This is a genomic window from Rahnella sp. Larv3_ips, from assembly GCF_003697865.1.
GTDB classification, from domain to species: domain Bacteria; phylum Pseudomonadota; class Gammaproteobacteria; order Enterobacterales; family Enterobacteriaceae; genus Rahnella; species Rahnella rivi.
This window is the reverse complement of the sequence record NZ_MJIB01000004.1, coordinates 1321138-1338361: the sequence shown is the minus strand read 5'-3', so window position 1 is coordinate 1338361 and position 17224 is coordinate 1321138. Positions and strand designations below refer to the sequence as shown.

Sequence of the window (17224 nt, the reverse complement as noted above, 5' to 3'; positions counted from 1 at the left end):
TCGCGGCGGACAGGTTTGAGTTCAGCACAGTCAAAGCATAATCAGAATTATGAGCGCGCAGGCGCAAACTCAAGGATACGTATGTTAAGCATCAAGAATTTGAAGGTCCGTGTCGAAGAAAAGGAAATTCTCAAGGGACTTGATCTGGAGATCAAACCGGGAGAAGTACACGCCATCATGGGCCCGAACGGCTCAGGTAAAAGTACGCTCTCCGCGACACTGGCTGGCCGGGAAGATTACGAAGTTACCGACGGTTCCGTAATGTTCAACGGTAAAGATTTACTGGATCTTGCTCCGGAAGACCGTGCTGGTGAAGGCGTTTTCATGGCCTTCCAGTACCCGGTAGAAATCCCGGGCGTGACCAACCATTTCTTCCTGCAAACCGCAGTGAATGCGGTGCGTAAATACCGCGGTCAGGAAGCCATGGACCGTTTTGACTTCGCGGATTTCATCGAAGAAAAAATCGCGATGCTGAAGATGCCTGCCGATTTGCTGACCCGTTCAGTGAACGTCGGTTTCTCCGGCGGTGAGAAAAAGCGTAATGACATTCTGCAAATGGCGGCGCTTGAGCCAAATCTTTGCATCCTCGATGAAACCGACTCCGGTCTGGACATCGATGCGCTGAAAATCGTTTCTGACGGTGTTAATACTCTGCGTGACGGCAAACGTTCGTTCGTTATCGTCACTCACTACCAACGCATCCTCGACTACATCAAGCCTGATTACGTGCACGTTCTGTATCAGGGTCGTATTGTAAAATCTGGCGATTTCAGCCTGGTTAAACAGTTAGAGGAGCAGGGTTATGGCTGGCTTACCGACGAAGAGTAATGCACCTGCAGCGGGCAGTTCACATGCCATGCAGCAGCTTTACCGTCTTTTTGAAAGCCGCGGTGGCGAGCAATCTGTTCACGCCCACACGCACTGGCAACAGGTGCTGCGCCTCGGTTTCCCGCACGCCAAACTGGAAGACTGGAAATATACGCCGGTTTCCTCTCTGCTGGGCAATCAGTTCTTTGCTCCCCAGCAGCAGGCCGTAACGGCTGAGACAGTGAAGTCTTTAGCATTGCCGCTCGATTCATATCGTCTGGTTTTCGTCGATGGTCGTTTCGATGCAAGCCTGAGTGATGCTGAAACCGGTGCATTTGAGATCCAGAAACTGAATGCGGCGGCGCAGCAAACGCTGCCTGAGCCGGTTCAGTCTGAAGTCTTTTTGCACCTGACTGAAAGTCTGGCACAGGATCCTATCGCTGTACGCCTTCCTGCCGGTAAACAGGCAGACAAACCGCTCTATCTTTTACATATCAGCAGCGGTCGCGACCAGTCGCGTGAAATGAATACGGTGCATCATCGCTATCATTTAGCCATTGAAAGCGGTGCAAATGCAGAAGTGATTGAACATTACCTGAGTCTCAACGATCACGGGCACTTTACCGGCGCACGTATGACGGTAAATGTGGGCGACAATGCGGACTTTGCGCATTACAAACTGGCGTTCGAAAGCCAGGCCAGCTTCCACTTCTCGCACAATGATTTGGTTGTCGGGCGTGATGCACGAGTTTCCAGCCACAGTTTCCTGCTGGGCGCGGGTCTGACCCGTAATAACACCAGTGCGCAGCTGAACGGTGAAAACACCCATCTCAACATTAACAGCCTGGTTCTGCCGGTTGACAGTGAGATTGCGGATACCCGTACCTATCTTGAGCACAACAAAGGTTATTGCAACAGCAACCAGTTGCACAAAGTGATCGTGAACGATCGCGCAAAAGCGATTTTCAACGGCATGATTAAAGTGGCGAAGCACGCCCTGAAAACTGACGGGAAAATGACCAACAACAACTTGTTGCTGGGTAAACATACCGAAGTTGATACCAAGCCACAGCTCGAAATCTATGCCGATGACGTCAAGTGCAGCCACGGTGCGACCGTCGGTCGTATTGATGACGAACAGCTTTTCTATCTGCGTACCCGTGGTATCAGCGGCGATGATGCTCAGCAAATGATCATTTTTGCTTTTGCTGCTGAACTGACGGAAGCCATCGAGAATGAAACCCTGCGTGACGTCGTGATTGCCCGTATTGCGGGTCGACTCAATCGAGGTAAGTAATGACTTTTCCACTGGAAAGAGTACGAAGCGATTTCCCTGTATTGAGCCGCGAAGTTAACGGTCAGCCGCTGGCCTATCTTGACAGTGCTGCCAGCGCACAGAAACCGCATCAGGTTATTCAACGCGAAATGTCTTTCTTCGAGCAAGGTTATGCTGCGGTTCACCGCGGCATTCATACCATGAGCGCAGAAGCGACTGAGCAGATGGAAAACGTCCGCACTCAGGCCGCACATTTCATGAATGCTGCATCGGCGGAAGAAATTGTCTTCGTCAAAGGTTCCACGGAAGCTATTAACCTGGTGGCCAATACCTGGGGGCGTGAATTTTTACAGCCCGGTGACCGCATTATCCTGACCGAGATGGAGCATCACGCCAATATCGTTCCCTGGCAGATGCTGGCGAAAGAACGTGATTTGCACATCGACGTCTGGCATCTGACGCCGGAAGGTGAGCTGGATTTATCTCAGTTTGAAGGGCTTATCACACCGCGCACTAAACTGCTGACGCTGGCGCATGTTTCCAATGTGCTGGGCACTGTTAACCCGCTCGAAACCATCATCCCGCAGGCGAAAGCGGCCGGGCTGACTGTGCTGGTTGATGGTGCACAGGCTGTCATGCACTACGCGGTCGACGTTCAGGCGCTGGGCTGTGATTTCTATGTCTGGTCTGGTCATAAGCTCTACGGGCCGACCGGCATCGGTATTCTGTATGGGCGTAAAGCACTGCTGGATCAGATGCCACCATGGGAAGGTGGCGGTTCGATGATCAAGCATGTCAGCCTGAGTGAAGGTACGACCTTCGCGGCCGCACCGTGGCGCTTTGAAGCCGGCACACCAAATACCGGTGGTATTATGGGGCTGGGCGCGGCGATGGACTATGTGACTGAACTGGGGCTGGAGAATATCCATGCTTACGAGCAGGAACTGATGACCTACGCACTTGAGCAGATGGCGACAGTGCCTGATATTCAGATTTACGGTCCGGCACACCGTTCAGGCGTGATAGCGTTTAACCTCGGTAAACATCATGCTTACGATGTGGGCAGTTTCCTTGATCAATACGGTATTGCCATCCGCACGGGTCATCACTGTGCGATGCCATTAATGTCTTTCTACGGTGTTCCGGCTATGTGCCGTGCGTCGCTTGCGATGTACAATACCCGTGAAGAAGTCGACCGTCTGGTCGCAGGACTGCAACGTATTCACCGGTTGTTGGGCTAAGCCTGACAACCTCGATCAGGATGTTGTTATGGCTTTGCCAGATAAAAGTAAGTTAGTGAGAAATTTTTCCCGGTGCCCGAACTGGGAAGAGAAATATCTGTACGTGATTGAACTCGGCGGGCAGTTACCGGCTTTGCCGGAGGAACATCGGCAGGACAAAAATCTGATATCAGGCTGTCAGAGCCAGGTGTGGATCGTGATGCGCACGGATGAAACCGGCGCTCTCACGTTTGAAGGCGACAGCGATGCGGCTATCGTGAAAGGGTTAGTGGCGATTGTGTTCAGTCTGTACCAGGGACTGACGCCGCGCGATGTTGTTGAACTGGATGTCCGTCCGTTCTTCGCAGAGCTGGAACTTAGCCAGCATCTCACGCCTTCACGCTCGCAGGGGCTGGAAGCGATGATCCGTTCTATCCGTGCTAACGCAGCGACGCTGGCTTAAGCGCTGATTGCTCACTTTGCTCATTAGGAATCGTCTGCTAATGAGCAAAGCCATTTCTGAATATCCCCGCGTTTTATTCTGTTTTACTCCTGACTTTTCATCCGTTTAAAAAACCGTTTCACTGTGTTTTCCCCCGGTCATGCCATTAGGTAACTTTCTGATTTTCTGCAGTTTGATTGCCTTGAAGTTCTGCGCTGCTAGTATTAACAGACAAGATAATTGTCTGGCCTCAGATCCTCTGAGTGCAGGCCCAAAAAGGACTGAGTATGAGACGCGCATTACCCCTTTTGGCGATGTTAGTTGGCACAATGATGGCAACGCACTCCCTGACCGCAAGTGCAGCGGAATACCCTCTGCCGCCGGATAATAGCCGCCTGATAGGCGAAAACACGACTTATGTGGTACCTAATGACGGTCAGCCGCTGGAAGCCGTAGCGGCTAAATATCAAATTGGTCTGATTGCTATGCTTGAAGCGAACCCGGGTACGGACCCTTATTTGCCAAAAGCCGGTAGCGTGCTGACCATTCCTTCGCAAATGCTTTTACCAGATACCAAACGTGAGGGTATCGTTGTCAACCTCGCAGAACTTCGCCTCTATTATTATCCAAAAGGTGAAGACAAAGTGATCGTGTATCCGATTGGTATCGGCCAGTTAGGGCGAAATACCCCGGAGATGGTGACGTCAGTCAGCCAAAAAATCCCCAACCCGACATGGACTCCGACCGCCAATATTCGTAAAGCTTACCTGAAAGATGGCATTAAACTGCCTGGAATGGTGCCCGCAGGGCCGGAGAATCCAATGGGGCTATTTGCGATGCGTCTGTCAGCCGGGACCGGACAGTATTTAATCCACGGCACCAACGCGAACTTTGGTATTGGAATGCGAGTGAGCTCAGGATGCATCCGTTTGCGTCCTGATGATATCGAAGCGTTGTTTAATACAGTGCCGAAGGGCACGCGCGTGCAGATTATCAATCAGCCAATCAAATATGACATTGAGCCAGACGGTAAACGCTATATCGAGGTACATCAGCCACTGTCGCATACTGAAAAAGATGATCCGCAAACCAAGCCGATAGCCTTGACGGCTGCGATGAAAAAATTCATTAAGCATGACGACACCAATGCTGCGATGGTGAAAGAAGCGATTACACGTCGTTCCGGTATGCCTGTGGTAGTGAATGTGGGGGATAAAGCCACCGGTACGGCGCCCGCTGCCAGCGAACCGCAGACGGCTGCAACGTCACAACTTGTTGTCAGTACCGCAAGCACGCAGTAAGCGCCGCAAAACCATTGCTGAAGCGATTTTTTCCTGAGGAGCCACTACGGCTCCTTTTTTGTGCCTGACGCCCAGGGCGCAGCGAGAGAGGTAATTAGAACGGATTGTTAAGTCAGATGTGTTAGCTGGAAACAAAATGGAAGGGCGCGAGATGGGAGGAGCACGAAGGGGGAAAGAGGGCGAGGAAAAACAGATAAAAAAATGGCGCACTGAGTGCGCCATTGAACTAGAGAAGTAAATATTACTTCTTGTAAGCGTGAGCTTGGTTGTCAAGACGTTGGTTAGCACGTGCTGCGTCGTCTTTAGCTGCCTGAACGTCAGAACGCATTGCGTTCACGTCGTTGCTCAGTTGGTCAACTTTAGAGTTCAGAGTAGAAACGTCTGAAGACAGTTGATCGATTTTAGCGTTGCTTGAACAACCAGCCAGCATAGTTGAAGCCAGGATTACAGCGCCCAGTACCAGTTTAGTGCGATTCATTATAAAACCCTCTAGATTAAGTTAATCTCCATGTAGCGTTACAAGTATTACACAAACTATTTTCTAATGAGAATAATTTTTTGTAGGTAAACGCTATATTTTGATCGTTCGCTCAAAGAAGCATCTTTTTTTACGAAAAAGTTAAAAATTGCTTCGAAAACAGCTGTTTTCCATGGGACTTATCCCAATTTCAGTACGTCTGCCTCAAGCCATTTTTAAGAAAAAAATGCTTCCCGAAGAAATAAACGCCACGGGATGCGGCGTTTATTCATGCTCTGGGTCACGTTTTTATTTAAACAACGTGCACCGAAGAAGTATTGGTTGTGCCGCTTTGAACCAGCGCGCCAGAAACCATCACTACGATATCACCTTTCTGAGCTAAACCGCTTTCAATCGCCGCTTCTTTACCAATGCGGTAGAAATCATCAGTAGAGGCAATTTCTTTCACCAGCTGAGTCACTACGCCTTTGGTCAGGATTAACTGACGGGCAGTGATTTCATTCGTGGTCAGCGCCAGGATAGTCGCGTGCGGGAAGTATTTACGCACAGCTTTAGCAGATTTACCACCGCTGGTTGCAACAACGATCAATGGAGCATCCAGTTTTTCAGCAGTTTCTACTGCGCCACGGCAAACGGCTTCAGTAATACGCAGTTTGCGATTGTCGTTCTGACCATCAATGCGGCTCTGCATAACGCGGTCAGTACGGGCACAAATGGTCGCCATGATAGTCACGGCTTCCAGCGGATATTTACCTTTAGCACTTTCACCGGACAGCATCACAGCGTCAGTACCGTCGATGATGGCGTTAGCCACGTCGCCTGCTTCAGCGCGGGTAGGGCGTGGGTTTTTGATCATGGAATCGAGCATTTGCGTAGCGGTGATAACCACTTTGCGCGCACGGTTACATTTTTCGATCATCATCTTCTGCGCGAAGATAACTTCTTCAACCGGGATCTCAACGCCCAGGTCACCACGTGCAACCATGATGCCGTCTGATGCTTCGAGGATTTCGTCGAAGTTGTTCAGGCCTTCCTGGTTTTCAATTTTGGAGATGATCTGGATATGCTCACCACCGTGATTTTTCAGGTGCTCGCGAATTTCCAGAACGTCAGAACGTTTACGGATGAAAGAAGCAGCAACAAAGTCAACGCCTTGTTCACAACCGAAGATCAGGTCGCGCTTGTCTTTTTCAGCCAGCGCAGGCAGAGCGATAGAAACGCCTGGCAGGTTAACGCCCTTGTTTTCGCCCAGGTCACCGTTGTTCAGAACTTTACAGGTAACTTCGGTTTCGGTGACGTTAGTCACTTCCATGCCGATCAGGCCATCGTCCACCAGAATGGTGTTGCCAATTTTCAGGTCGGCGGCGAAACCTGCGTAGGTCACAGCAACGCGTTCGGTGTTACCGATTACGCTCTGGTCGGTAGTGAAGGTGTAAGTCTGACCCGCAACCAGTGCAGCATCTTTGCCGCCTTCCAGTTTCATGGTGCGGATTTCAGGACCTTTGGTGTCCAGCAGGATAGCTGCTTTGTGGCCGGTAGAGGCCATCACGTTGCGGATGTTTTTAATGCGTTGACCGTGCTCTTCGTAATCACCGTGAGAGAAGTTCAGACGCATTACGTTCATGCCTGCATCAAGCAGTTTGGTCAGCATTTCTTCGGATTCAGTTTTCGGTCCGATGGTACAAACAATTTTGGTCTTTTTCATGACGATTTTATCTACAAGTTGTGATGGATTGGAAAAGTGTTTGCCTGACAGCAGGGCTGCCCGCGCGGAATTGAAGTCTTGCCTGGTTGAATCAAATCATTACTAAGCGTAGAAGACTGTGAAAGGAATGGTGTAGTTAGTTCAGCCAAAGCATAGCGATTAGTGCGATTTAAGATCGCTACGGGAGTGGTCACGCTTTTATAAGTGCGATATCGACAGATCAAGGGGCTGAAACCATTCAATCGAAGAGACGATGCGTATTATAGAGGGGAACGAGGCGGGAAACCAAATAAAAAACGTGATAAAGCGCAAGCTTAGGGCAGATGACAGAGTGTTGTTGCGCAAATACCCAAAGTGGGCAGAGCGGAAACCACAGGGTATAACAGATTCGTTACGGGACCGGCGAAAATGCCACAACTTCGAAATAAACCGGTTAAAGACAAGACGAACATATGCGTGTGGTCGGGAAATCCTGAAAACAGATAATCATCAGAGGAGGTGCTGGTGTGTATAGAGGAAGCGGCTGGATTCAAAGCAGGGAGTGAAATCGGAGAAAGTCACACAGGGAGTAACCGGGCGTTGCTTTGGTGCGTCCGAGTGGACTCGAACCACCGACCCCCACCATGTCAAGGTGGTGCTCTAACCAACTGAGCTACGGACGCACATCATGCAACGGTACTGCTTCGAAATTGGTGCGTCCGAGTGGACTCGAACCACCGACCCCCACCATGTCAAGGTGGTGCTCTAACCAACTGAGCTACGGACGCATCGTTTTCTTTCTTGTCAGCCAGTGCTGGCGACGGGGACGAATATTAACGACGTCTCTGAATACTGGCAAGGGAAAAAAGACATTTTTCTTTCATAATGTGCACGACTGACGAGCTTATGCGCATTGCGTTGTTTTTTTAGGCATAACGGCCTTCGCTCAGGGACAAAAGCCACGCGCAGATGAATCTTTTTTAGCGTGTGGCCAGTGATTGCGTAAGTGAAAGACGGTTAACGGCCTGCTTTTTGCAAAATGGTGAACGACGTTTGTTTTTGCAACCAGCGCATGCGTACCGTCATCATCACGGCGGCGAAGGTCAGTCCGAGAATAAATCCGCACCAGAATCCACTCGGTCCCATTCGCGGCACCAGCAAATCGGTCAGTCCGAGGGTATATCCCACAGGAAGACCCAGAACCCAATACGCAACAAACGTAATATAGAAGATGGAACGCGTATCTTTATAGCCGCGCAAAATCCCGCTGCCGATCACCTGGATCGCATCTGAAATCTGAAAAAGCGCAGCAAAGATCAGAAGATGTGACGCGAGAGTAACCACTTCCGGGCTGTCGTTATACAGTGCCGCGATGTGCTCACGGAACAGAATCGCCGTCATCCCGGTACAACAGGCCATGACAATACCGGTCACAATACTGGTGTAAGCGGCGACTTTTGCCCCTTCAACGGAAGATTCGCCAAGCCGTGAACCGACGCGGATCGTCGCAGCCACACCCAACGACAGCGGGACGACAAACATCAGTGAACCGACGTTGAGCGCAATCTGGTGGCTGGCAACGGCCACAATGCCCAGCGGAGAAACCAGCAGGGCAACGATGGCAAACAGCGTCACTTCGAAGAATAATGCCAGCGCGATCGGCAAACCCAGCTGGATCAACCGGCGTAGCGTCGGCCAGTCAGGTTTAGCAAAGCGTGAGGGTGGGGCAATATCTTTCAGTGCGCGATTATGTCGCACGTAAAAGCGCATCATGAAAAACATTACCCAATATACGGCACCCGTTGCCACGCCGCAGCCGACCCCGCCAAGGGCCGGAGCACCGAATTTTCCGTAGATAAAAATATAGTTAACCGGAATATTCACCAGCAGGCCAATAAAACCAAACACCATGCCCGGCTTGGTTTTAGATAATCCTTCACATTGGTCGCGCAGCACCTGGAAAAACAAATAGCCTGGCGCGCCCCACATGATGGCGTGCAGATAGCCGATGGCTTTTCGTTGAAGCTCAGGGTCAATGTTGTGCATCAGACCAATGATCTGATCGCAGTGATAAAGTACGGCGATGATCAGCACTGAAACACCGGAGGCCAGCCAGAAACCCTGCTGCACCTGATGTCCGATTTTATCCCGTCGGCCCGCGCCGTTGAGATGCGCAATGGTCGGTGTCAGCGAAAGCAATAAACCGTGGCCGAATAAGATGGCCGGTAACCAGATGGAGGTCCCGACGGCGACGGCGGCCATATCCGTCGCGCTGACTGAACCGGCCATTATTGTATCCACCACACCCATGGATGTCTGGGCTATTTGCGCAAGGATGACCGGGATGGCAAGTGCTAATAACACCCGCGCTTCTGCGAGGTACTTCTGCACAGATACACCTTTATTGTTGATTATTTTGAATAAAAAAACGCCATTTAAGGCGACATTGACGTGTAGAGAATAGCCAGAAGATTGTACCTTTTCAGTATTTTTAAGCAAACGATGCGGTTAATGGTTGGTTAAATAATGAGATCCCCGGAACCGGTGCTATTTGTGCCGCAGAGATTTGGCTTTCAATTAAATCTGCGGCAAACTGGCGGCAGCGTTGTCTTAATACAACAGATTTCAGAATTGAGGAAAGGGCTATGTTTACCGGAATTGTTCAGGGTACCGGAACGGTTGTATCGATTGATGAAAAACCGAATTTCCGTACCCATGTTGTACGCATGCCAGAGGATATGCTGGATAATCTTCAGCTCGGCGCTTCGGTATCGCACAACGGCTGTTGCCTGACGGTCACGGAGGTACAGGGTGATCTGGTCAGTTTTGATTTGATGAAAGAGACTCTGCGGCTGACCAATCTTGGTGATTTACAGGTTGGCGATTTGGTCAATCTGGAGCGTGCTGCACGATTTAATGATGAAATCGGTGGCCATTTAATGTCAGGGCATATTATTTGTACTGCCGAAGTCGCAAAAATTCTCACCTCAGAAAATAACCGTCAAATCTGGTTCCGCATGCCGCATGAAGATTTGATGAAATATGTATTACATAAAGGTTATATCGGCATTGATGGTATTAGTCTGACCATTGGCGAAGTCACCCGTACTCGTTTTTGCGTGCATTTAATTCCGGAAACGTTGCAGCGCACAACATTAGGCGCCAGACGCCTTGGCGACAAAATTAATATTGAAATCGATCCGCAAACGCAGGCGATCGTCGATACGGTTGAACGTGTGTTAGCCAGCCGCGAGGCGGCTATTGCGACGGCACAGGCGATGATTGAGAAAGCGGAATAATTGCATCGCACTTTCTGAAGTGAATAAAAAAATCCGGGCGCTTATGCCCGGATTTTTTATGTGTTGCGCTGAGATTAATTAACGCGGAACGCGCAGTCCACCGTCAACCCCTTCAGGGCTGAAGACCACTTGCCAAAGCTGAAGATCGCGCGCGCGGAAAGCCCCTGCGCAGGCATTGAGGTAATAGGTGAACATCCTGTGAAAGCGATCGCCGTAGCGCTCTGCCAATTCCGGCCAGTGAATCTGGAAACGTTCATGCCACGCCATCAACGTTCGGTCGTAATCTGCACCGATATTGTGCCAGTCTTCCATCACGAACAGGGATTCACTGGTGTGCGCAATCTGTTGAATCGAAGGCAGACAACCATTCGGGAAGATATATTTGTCGATCCACGGATCCACGCTCAGGTCGGTTTTATTTGAGCCGATGGTATGCAGCAGGAATATGCCGTCAGGCTTGATGTTGCGCTTCACGACATTGAAATAGGTCTGATAATTCTTCGGCCCAACATGCTCAAACATCCCAACCGACACAATGCGGTCAAACTGATCGTTCAGGTCGCGGTAATCCTTCAACAGAATCGTGACATCCAGCCCCTCACAACGTGCCTGTGCGAGCTTTTGCTGTTCAGCGGAAATGGTCACACCCACTACGCTGACCCCATAATGGCGCGCTGCATATTCAGATAATCCGCCCCAGCCGCAACCAATATCGAGCAAACGCAGACCCGGTTTTAATTGCAGTTTGTCGCAGATCATTTTGAGTTTCGCTTCCTGCGCCTGCTCCAGGGTGGTGGCTTCTTTCCAGTAGCCGCAGGAATATTGCATATAGGGATCGAGCATGAGAGTGAATAAATCATTGCCCAGATCGTAATGCTCTTTACCGACAATCCACGCGCGTTTACGGGATTGCAAATTGGTGAGACGTGCTGCTGCGATGCGTAATGTGTCTTTAAAATGGTGGGGAAGTTTATCTTCTAAACCGGCTCGCAAAACGCGCTGGAAAAAGATATCCAGACGTTCACACTCCCACCAGCCATCCATATAACTTTCACCCAAACCCAGAGAACCTTCCTGCAAAACACGCTTGAAGAAGTCAGTGTTTTTTACTTTAAGGTCAAAAGGGCGATTACCATTAATCTGGATGTCGGCGGAAGATAACATTTCGCTGACGATCCGATACCACTGATTATCCTGAATGCTTTGGTCTTCAATACACGATGAACTCATAGCTTCTCCATCACTTTCTCTTCTGACTTATTAACCTGCCGGGAAAAGCAAAGGCTATTTGTGCAGGTCTTTATGAGAACAGACGACTCAGCGCCCCGTCCGATATTCGACACCAACAGAGGAAATTTAGAGGAACCCCTGCAAACCAACAGGTTTACAGGTCAATCATCCTTGAAATAATAGTGTGACGCGATCCGCGTAGCACACAAAAGCTTGTAATAAAGATTTTGTAAAAGTGTTATTTTTAGAGGTTTTATTGAGTATAGGCTCGCCTGCATGCATTCTCAATAGTTAATCGACTTGAGAACTAATGACCTTTAAGTGATTGTAACTCAAGGTCATTATTGCGATCAGTGAGTAGAGCGTGCTTCAGTCTGCTGACAGGACTCTTCGCTGTCTGCCTGGCGTTTTGTTTGTCGTTGTGACAACCAGCGACCTAAAACTACCAAGATGAGTGTAGACAGCATGGTGGTAACTGTCGCCATAAGAGGTTGCGCAATAAATGCGGAAACCATCAGACTGGCAATAAAACATAGCCCTAACTGCAGGGTATTCTGCAGCGCGGCGGCTTTGCCTGTATTAGCAGGAAATGGCATTAATGCATTTGCGACGACAATTGGATAGATTGCACCATTCACCAAAGCCATCAAACAGAACGGAATCAACAGACTCACTAAACCGGCATCAGTGAACATGGCAATAACAAACAGCCAGACAACGCTCAGGCAATAACCTGCTAATAAAAATGGCAGAATTTTGTTGCCATCCATTTTGCTGATCATTAACCGGCAACCAAAACCCCCCAGCAGGAACGCAATGGTCTGCGGTACGTAGCTCAGGCCAATAACCGCCGGTGTGTAACCCATATCACTCAAAATGAACGGTGAACCGGTCAGCCATGCGAAAAAACCCGCAGAGCAGGCGGCGTAAATCATCACATTACCCGTGTAAATACGGGAAGTGAGCAAAGTACCAAAACCGGCTTTATTTTCGGGCGGATGTTCTGCGTGTTTTTTATCACGCAAGGTCAACGTGGTGATAAGGAGGATCACCGTGACCCCTGTCAGCAGAGCGAAAATCGCTTCCCAGTCAAAGTGATTCAGTACCCATGCGCCGAGCAGCGGTGCCAGAGCCGGCGAGAGTGCGACCAGCGGCATGATGCTGGCGAAGGTTTTTTTTGCCACATCCGGTGAGAAACGGTCAACGACGATCGCCTGCCATGTGACTGCGGCGGCACACACACCAACGGCCTGTAAGAAACGCAGCGCCAGCAGCGCACGCACATTTTCCACCCACAAAATACCCAGACAGCCAATGGCAAACAGCGTCAGGCCGATAATCAGCACCGGTTTACGGCCAATGCGGTCGGAGAGGGGGCCCCAGAGCAGTTGCCCGATCGCGAAACCGCCGAGGAAAATACTCAGGCTGGCGCTGATCATGCCCGGACTGGTCATCAGGCTGATTTGCATCGCGCTGAAGGCGGGAAGATACATATCTGTGGCTAAAAAGCCGAGCATGCTCAATCCGGCGAGATAGAGCATAAATCCAAAGGAGGGTTTCATTATTGTCTCGTTAATTTATGTATTGCAGATGATGTGATGCAGAAAACAGTTGGGATGCAGAGTTTAACGCTTTGATAACAGTCTTGTGAAACGCTAATATTTGCAATCTGCTGTGAAAAATATTGAAGGCTAAGTGATGTGGTCAGAATACGCCCTTGAAGTGGTTGATGCGGTAGCACGTACCGGTAGTTTCAGCGCAGCAGCGCAGGATCTTCACCGTGTGCCTTCTGCCATCAGCTATACCGTTCGTCAGCTGGAGAACTGGCTGGCTGTTCCTTTGTTTGAACGGCGTCACCGTGACGTGGTGCTGACGCCTGCCGGAAAAGTTTTCGTTGATGAAGCACGGATTCTGACAAAAAAAATGATAGCTACGCGTCGGCAGTGCCAGCAGGTCGCAAACGGCTGGCGTGGCGAGCTGCGGGTGGCGGTAGACCGAATTGTGAAACCCGCCAGAACGCGGCGGCTGGTGCTCGATTTCTACCGTCATTTCCCCGATACGGAACTTATCATTCATTCCGAAGTATTTAACGGCGTCTGGGATGCGCTGGTCGATGGCCGCGCAGACGTGGCAATTGGCGCGACGCGGGCGGTGCCGGTGGGCGGGCGTTTCAGTTTTCGCGATATGGGTTTTATGGACTGGCACTGTGTCGTCAGCCCTCAGCATCCGCTTGCGCAGCTCTCCGGCGCGCTGAACGATGATCAACTGCGGCCTTATCCGGCGCTGTGTCTGGAGGATACTTCGCGCACCTTACCCAAACGTGATACCTGGACGCTGGATAATCAGCGGCGCCTGGTCGTGCCTGACTGGACTTGCGCGCTGGAGTGTCTGAGCGAAGGTTTATGCGTAGGGATGATGCCGGTTCATCGCGTGAGTCATCAGATTGAACAGCAAAAATTACAGGTTCTGGCGCTGGAGAATACCTTCCCTGACAGCCCGTGTTGCCTGACGTGGGATCAGAGTAACTCCTCTCCTTCGCTGGCCTGGCTGCTGGAATACATGGGCGATACAGAAACGATGAATCAGGAATGGTTACGGGATTAGAAAATAAACATCCACCTCTCCGGGAGGCGGATGTTTACTGGTGTTATAAATGTTTGGTCAGAACGTAACTCTTACGCCCGCATTGGCCTGCCAGGAGTCAATACCCTCATCGTCGCTGCTTAAACGCTGCTGATACCGGAAGCCAGTATTGACCGGGACGAGAAAAAACGCCTGCACAGGCAGGCGTCAGATTTTTGTTAACGGCGATAATCGCGGAAAGGGCCGTCGGCTACTGAACGGCGCTCGACCAGTTTGGGATGAACCTCAATGGTCTGTGATTCTTCACGTTTACTGATAATTCTGTCCAGCAGCATGGTAAACGCCATTTCGCCCAGACGCTCTTTCGGCTGATGCACAGTGGTTAACGCCGGAGAGAAATAACGCGCATTTCGCACATTGTCATATCCGATCACCGAAATATCCTGCGGTACGCGTAAACCGAGCTCATCTGCGGCACAGATAGCCCCCATCGCCATCACATCACCGCCACAGAAAACAGCAGTAGGGCGCTGTTTCTGCATCAGGATTTTGTGCATCGCCTGATAACCCGATTCCGGTTCGAAATCACCCTGAACCACCCACTCTTCGCGCAGAGGAATGTTAGCTTCGTTCAGCGCCTTGACGAAACCCTGGAAACGACCACCACCGGTATTACGTGCCAGTTGCCCTGGGATCACGCCAATATCACGATGCCCGCGTTCAATCAGATAACGACCGGCCATATAACCGCCTTCGAAGGCGTTATCGATAATGCTGTCAGTGAAGTTTTTGCGCGCCTCGCCCCAGTCCATGACGACCATCGGAATGGAGCGGTATTCTTCCAGCATATTCAGCAGTTCATCCGGATATTCCGCGCACATTACCAGCAAGCCGTCGACGCGTTTTTGCGCCAGCATTTGCAGATAGGCCTGCTGTTTCTCCAGATTATTATGCGAGTTACACAAAATCAGCGTGTAGCCTTTGGAGAAACAGCTGTTTTCAACGGCTTCAATGACTTCGGCAAAGTAGGGCGCTTCACTTGAGGTCGCCAGCAGGCCAATGGTTTTGGTGTTATTGACCTTCAGGCTGCGCGCAACGGCGCTTGGCGAGTAGTGAAGCTCTTTGATAGCCAGCAGAACCGCGGTTTTGGTGTCTTCGGCGACGAAACGTGTTTTATTGATGACGTGCGACACGGTTGTGGTGGAAACGCCAGCGCGCTTAGCGACATCTTTAATCGTTGCCATGTAAACAATGACTCCTGAACTCACGTGTTTCAGCACGTTAGCATTATGTTAATCGTTTGCTTGCGTGGATTTCACTGCGGGCTTTTAAAAAGGCAGTGAAATCGTTGGGTGGATTCGTCAGAGTGAGGCGCAAAACGCTCTCGGGTGAAATCGACCGGCACACAGGCGTGGTAACCGACAATTTTCTCTTATAATGCAGCAAAGTGGAAGTGTTATTGTGGAATATCGCGCATGAATCAACGCGGGATTTTAGCGATGAAGTATGAGAAAATGCGTTGGCACACATTTTATGTGGCTTAATGAAACGCCACAATTGATCCGTAAGGGGGTTTTATGGACAGTAATCTGAAATTGTCGTTGATTACCACCGTTTGCGCGTTGCTTATGATTATCGCTTTCAGCTTCACCGCAGTGATGAACTAAAAGCTCTGTCATCGGGCAACAAAAAGGGCGAACCCTTATACAGGGATCGCCCTTTTCAATTTTTGCACACTGACCCTTTTCGCCGACATTCTTCCCTGCACAAACGCTTCGTTAAATGCTATTCAGTGATGATTAGCGGAACTTCAAATTTAACGAACTGCTTATTATCGGATCGTTTTTGGGGTCATTACCCGACGTGCACCTACATAATGATCTTGCCAGTAATCGTCGCCCAGTGAGGTAATTTTGATGTCTTCACCGGTACGCGGAGACTGAATAAACTTGCCGTTACCGACGTATACCCCGACATGGTCCGCGGCACCGCGGTTATTAATTCTAAAGAAGACCAGATCGCCGGACTCCAGTTCACCGCGTTTCACCGGTGCGGCATCGCGCAGGTGGTACATCTCGTTAGCGGTGCGTGGCATTTTGATACGAATCAGATCTTTGTACGCGTAATACACTAAACCACTGCAATCGAAACCGGTATTGGGTGAGGTACCACCCCAGCGATAAGGTTTGCCGACCTGATGCATCAGCTTGGTCATCGCCGTTTGCTGAGCATGCTGATAACGTTTCTTGTGGGTCGCGCTTAACGTAATGGGCTTGCTGTCTTCTTCGGCTAATTTCTTGCCTTTTCGGTGTCGGCCATACGCTTCTTTCTTGCTGGTCTTTACAGTGGCGTTTTTCGCCAAAGCCCGGGTTTTACTTTTCTTATCTGCTTTGGTTTCAGCTCTGGTGGTTTTGAGTGTTTTTTCTTTCTTACTCTCGGCCTTACTTTCAGCTCGCGTCGTTTTAACTGTTTTGACAGAAGAGGCCTTTCGCGTCACCAGTTCGGTGCTTTTGACTCTCTTCCTGGCATTTTTTTCCTGACTCTGTTGTTCTTTCACCGGTGCCACTTTGGTTTTTTTAGTGGTTTTCGCTGCAACCGTTTTTCGCTTTCGACGTTCCTCAGGGGCAACCTGATTAACATGACTCTTTCGCTGATCGGCAGAAACACGACTCTGCGGTGACGCATGAGCAATATTCAGAAACAGCTGGGTAAAGAGCAGCACAAAAAGCGTGAACAGTAAGCGCATAGCTTCGTTACCATAGGTGGTTAGGTTAAACATCAGAGATGTCAGAGTATTGCCTAAAAGAACCAGACAAAACAGCACGAATTGCATCGATTCTAGATCATATTGTGAGAAAAAGTTAATAGCTTTTAAAACGTCGAAATAAACGCCATTTTTAGTGA

15 protein-coding genes and 2 tRNA genes are annotated in these 17224 nt (G+C 50.0%); 8 read left to right on the top strand and 9 right to left on the bottom strand.

Annotated features, from left to right (window positions below; genetic code table 11):
- Positions 1-81: 81 nt before the first annotated feature.
- The 5 genes from sufC to ED901_RS08460 all read left to right on the top strand — a co-directional run bounded on the left by sufC (position 82) and on the right by ED901_RS08460 (position 5046).
- The gene (gene sufC, locus ED901_RS08480; protein WP_056773552.1) at positions 82-828 is read left to right on the top strand and encodes a Fe-S cluster assembly ATPase SufC; all 747 of its coding nucleotides are present in this window, start codon (positions 82-84) and stop codon (positions 826-828) included.
- The gene (gene sufD, locus ED901_RS08475) at positions 803-2104 is read left to right on the top strand and encodes a Fe-S cluster assembly protein SufD (protein WP_122095589.1); all 1302 of its coding nucleotides are present in this window, start codon (positions 803-805) and stop codon (positions 2102-2104) included. The genes sufC and sufD overlap by 26 nt, the downstream gene beginning before the upstream one ends.
- On the top strand, positions 2104-3324 hold the full coding sequence (gene sufS, locus ED901_RS08470) for a cysteine desulfurase SufS (protein ID WP_122095588.1): 1221 nt from the start codon (positions 2104-2106) through the stop codon (positions 3322-3324). Before sufD ends, sufS begins: the two co-directional genes overlap by 1 nt.
- Positions 3325-3352: 28 nt before the next feature.
- Positions 3353-3766 (top strand): cysteine desulfuration protein SufE, encoded by a 414-nt coding sequence (gene sufE / locus ED901_RS08465; RefSeq protein ID WP_056773571.1) that lies wholly within the window; start codon positions 3353-3355, stop codon positions 3764-3766.
- A 266-nt stretch (positions 3767-4032) separates the two neighbouring features.
- Positions 4033-5046 carry a L,D-transpeptidase family protein gene (locus ED901_RS08460; protein ID WP_122095587.1) on the top strand — a complete coding sequence of 338 codons (1014 nt, stop codon included), beginning with the start codon at positions 4033-4035 and terminating at the stop codon, positions 5044-5046.
- Positions 5047-5287: 241 nt separating this feature from the next.
- On the opposite strand, the gene ED901_RS08455 is transcribed toward ED901_RS08460, so the two are convergent.
- The 5 genes from ED901_RS08455 to ED901_RS08435 all read right to left on the bottom strand — a co-directional run bounded on the left by ED901_RS08455 (position 5288) and on the right by ED901_RS08435 (position 9599).
- Positions 5288-5524 (bottom strand): major outer membrane lipoprotein, encoded by a 237-nt coding sequence (locus ED901_RS08455; protein WP_056773575.1) that lies wholly within the window; start codon positions 5522-5524, stop codon positions 5288-5290.
- Positions 5525-5816: 292 nt separating this feature from the next.
- Positions 5817-7229 (bottom strand): pyruvate kinase PykF, encoded by a 1413-nt coding sequence (pykF, locus tag ED901_RS08450; RefSeq protein WP_056773577.1) that lies wholly within the window; start codon positions 7227-7229, stop codon positions 5817-5819.
- 585 nt (positions 7230-7814) lie between these two features.
- Positions 7815-7891: transfer RNA gene (locus ED901_RS08445), tRNA-Val, on the bottom strand.
- 28 nt (positions 7892-7919) lie between these two features.
- Positions 7920-7996, bottom strand: a tRNA-Val gene (locus ED901_RS08440).
- A gap of 229 nt (positions 7997-8225) precedes the next feature.
- A complete protein-coding gene (locus ED901_RS08435) occupies positions 8226-9599 on the bottom strand; it encodes an MATE family efflux transporter (RefSeq protein ID WP_056773580.1) in 1374 nt (457 codons plus the stop codon).
- 254 nt (positions 9600-9853) lie between these two features.
- Between ED901_RS08435 and ED901_RS08430 the strand changes: the two genes are divergently transcribed.
- Positions 9854-10507, top strand: a complete 654-nt coding sequence (locus tag ED901_RS08430) for a riboflavin synthase (protein WP_056773582.1) — start codon at positions 9854-9856, stop codon at positions 10505-10507.
- Between the two features lie 78 nt (positions 10508-10585).
- Here the strand turns inward: ED901_RS08430 and cfa are convergent, their stop codons facing one another.
- Both cfa and punC read right to left on the bottom strand, forming a co-directional pair.
- Positions 10586-11737: a cyclopropane fatty acyl phospholipid synthase gene (cfa, locus tag ED901_RS08425; RefSeq protein WP_122095586.1), complete on the bottom strand. Its 1152-nt coding sequence runs from the start codon at positions 11735-11737 to the stop codon at positions 10586-10588.
- Between the two features lie 350 nt (positions 11738-12087).
- On the bottom strand, positions 12088-13299 hold the full coding sequence (gene punC, locus ED901_RS08420; RefSeq protein ID WP_056773587.1) for a purine nucleoside transporter PunC: 1212 nt from the start codon (positions 13297-13299) through the stop codon (positions 12088-12090).
- Positions 13300-13435: 136 nt separating this feature from the next.
- On the opposite strand from punC, the gene punR reads away from it, so the two are divergent.
- On the top strand, positions 13436-14341 hold the full coding sequence (gene punR, locus ED901_RS08415) for a DNA-binding transcriptional activator PunR (RefSeq protein WP_122095585.1): 906 nt from the start codon (positions 13436-13438) through the stop codon (positions 14339-14341).
- Between the two features lie 197 nt (positions 14342-14538).
- Here the strand turns inward: punR and purR are convergent, their stop codons facing one another.
- A complete protein-coding gene (gene purR / locus ED901_RS08410) occupies positions 14539-15564 on the bottom strand; it encodes an HTH-type transcriptional repressor PurR (protein WP_056773596.1) in 1026 nt (341 codons plus the stop codon).
- 333 nt (positions 15565-15897) lie between these two features.
- Here purR and ED901_RS08405 point away from each other — a divergent pair, with 333 nt between their 5' ends.
- A complete protein-coding gene (locus ED901_RS08405; RefSeq protein ID WP_122095584.1) occupies positions 15898-15987 on the top strand; it encodes a YnhF family membrane protein in 90 nt (29 codons plus the stop codon).
- A gap of 164 nt (positions 15988-16151) precedes the next feature.
- On the opposite strand, the gene ED901_RS08400 is transcribed toward ED901_RS08405, so the two are convergent.
- Positions 16152-17066, bottom strand: coding sequence for a C40 family peptidase (locus tag ED901_RS08400; RefSeq protein WP_122095645.1), 915 nt, complete (start codon positions 17064-17066; stop codon positions 16152-16154).
- Between the last annotated feature and the right edge of the window lie 158 nt (positions 17067-17224).

Excerpts from the sequence above, each read along its gene's own strand:
- ED901_RS08405 (WP_122095584.1), top strand. The coding sequence starts at position 15,898 with ATGGACAGTAATCTGAAATTGTCGTTGATTACCACCGTTTGCGCGTTG.
- sufD (WP_122095589.1), top strand. The coding sequence starts at position 803 with ATGGCTGGCTTACCGACGAAGAGTAATGCACCTGCAGCGGGCAGTTCA.
- sufS (WP_122095588.1), top strand. The coding sequence starts at position 2,104 with ATGACTTTTCCACTGGAAAGAGTACGAAGCGATTTCCCTGTATTGAGC.
- ED901_RS08455 (WP_056773575.1), bottom strand. The coding sequence starts at position 5,524 with ATGAATCGCACTAAACTGGTACTGGGCGCTGTAATCCTGGCTTCAACT.
- purR (WP_056773596.1), bottom strand. The coding sequence starts at position 15,564 with ATGGCAACGATTAAAGATGTCGCTAAGCGCGCTGGCGTTTCCACCACA.
- punR (WP_122095585.1), top strand. The coding sequence starts at position 13,436 with ATGTGGTCAGAATACGCCCTTGAAGTGGTTGATGCGGTAGCACGTACC.
- ED901_RS08400 (WP_122095645.1), bottom strand. The coding sequence starts at position 17,066 with ATGCGCTTACTGTTCACGCTTTTTGTGCTGCTCTTTACCCAGCTGTTT.
- sufE (WP_056773571.1), top strand. The coding sequence starts at position 3,353 with ATGGCTTTGCCAGATAAAAGTAAGTTAGTGAGAAATTTTTCCCGGTGC.
- sufC (WP_056773552.1), top strand. The coding sequence starts at position 82 with ATGTTAAGCATCAAGAATTTGAAGGTCCGTGTCGAAGAAAAGGAAATT.
- pykF (WP_056773577.1), bottom strand. The coding sequence starts at position 7,229 with ATGAAAAAGACCAAAATTGTTTGTACCATCGGACCGAAAACTGAATCC.
- ED901_RS08430 (WP_056773582.1), top strand. The coding sequence starts at position 9,854 with ATGTTTACCGGAATTGTTCAGGGTACCGGAACGGTTGTATCGATTGAT.
- cfa (WP_122095586.1), bottom strand. The coding sequence starts at position 11,737 with ATGAGTTCATCGTGTATTGAAGACCAAAGCATTCAGGATAATCAGTGG.
- punC (WP_056773587.1), bottom strand. The coding sequence starts at position 13,299 with ATGAAACCCTCCTTTGGATTTATGCTCTATCTCGCCGGATTGAGCATG.
- ED901_RS08460 (WP_122095587.1), top strand. The coding sequence starts at position 4,033 with ATGAGACGCGCATTACCCCTTTTGGCGATGTTAGTTGGCACAATGATG.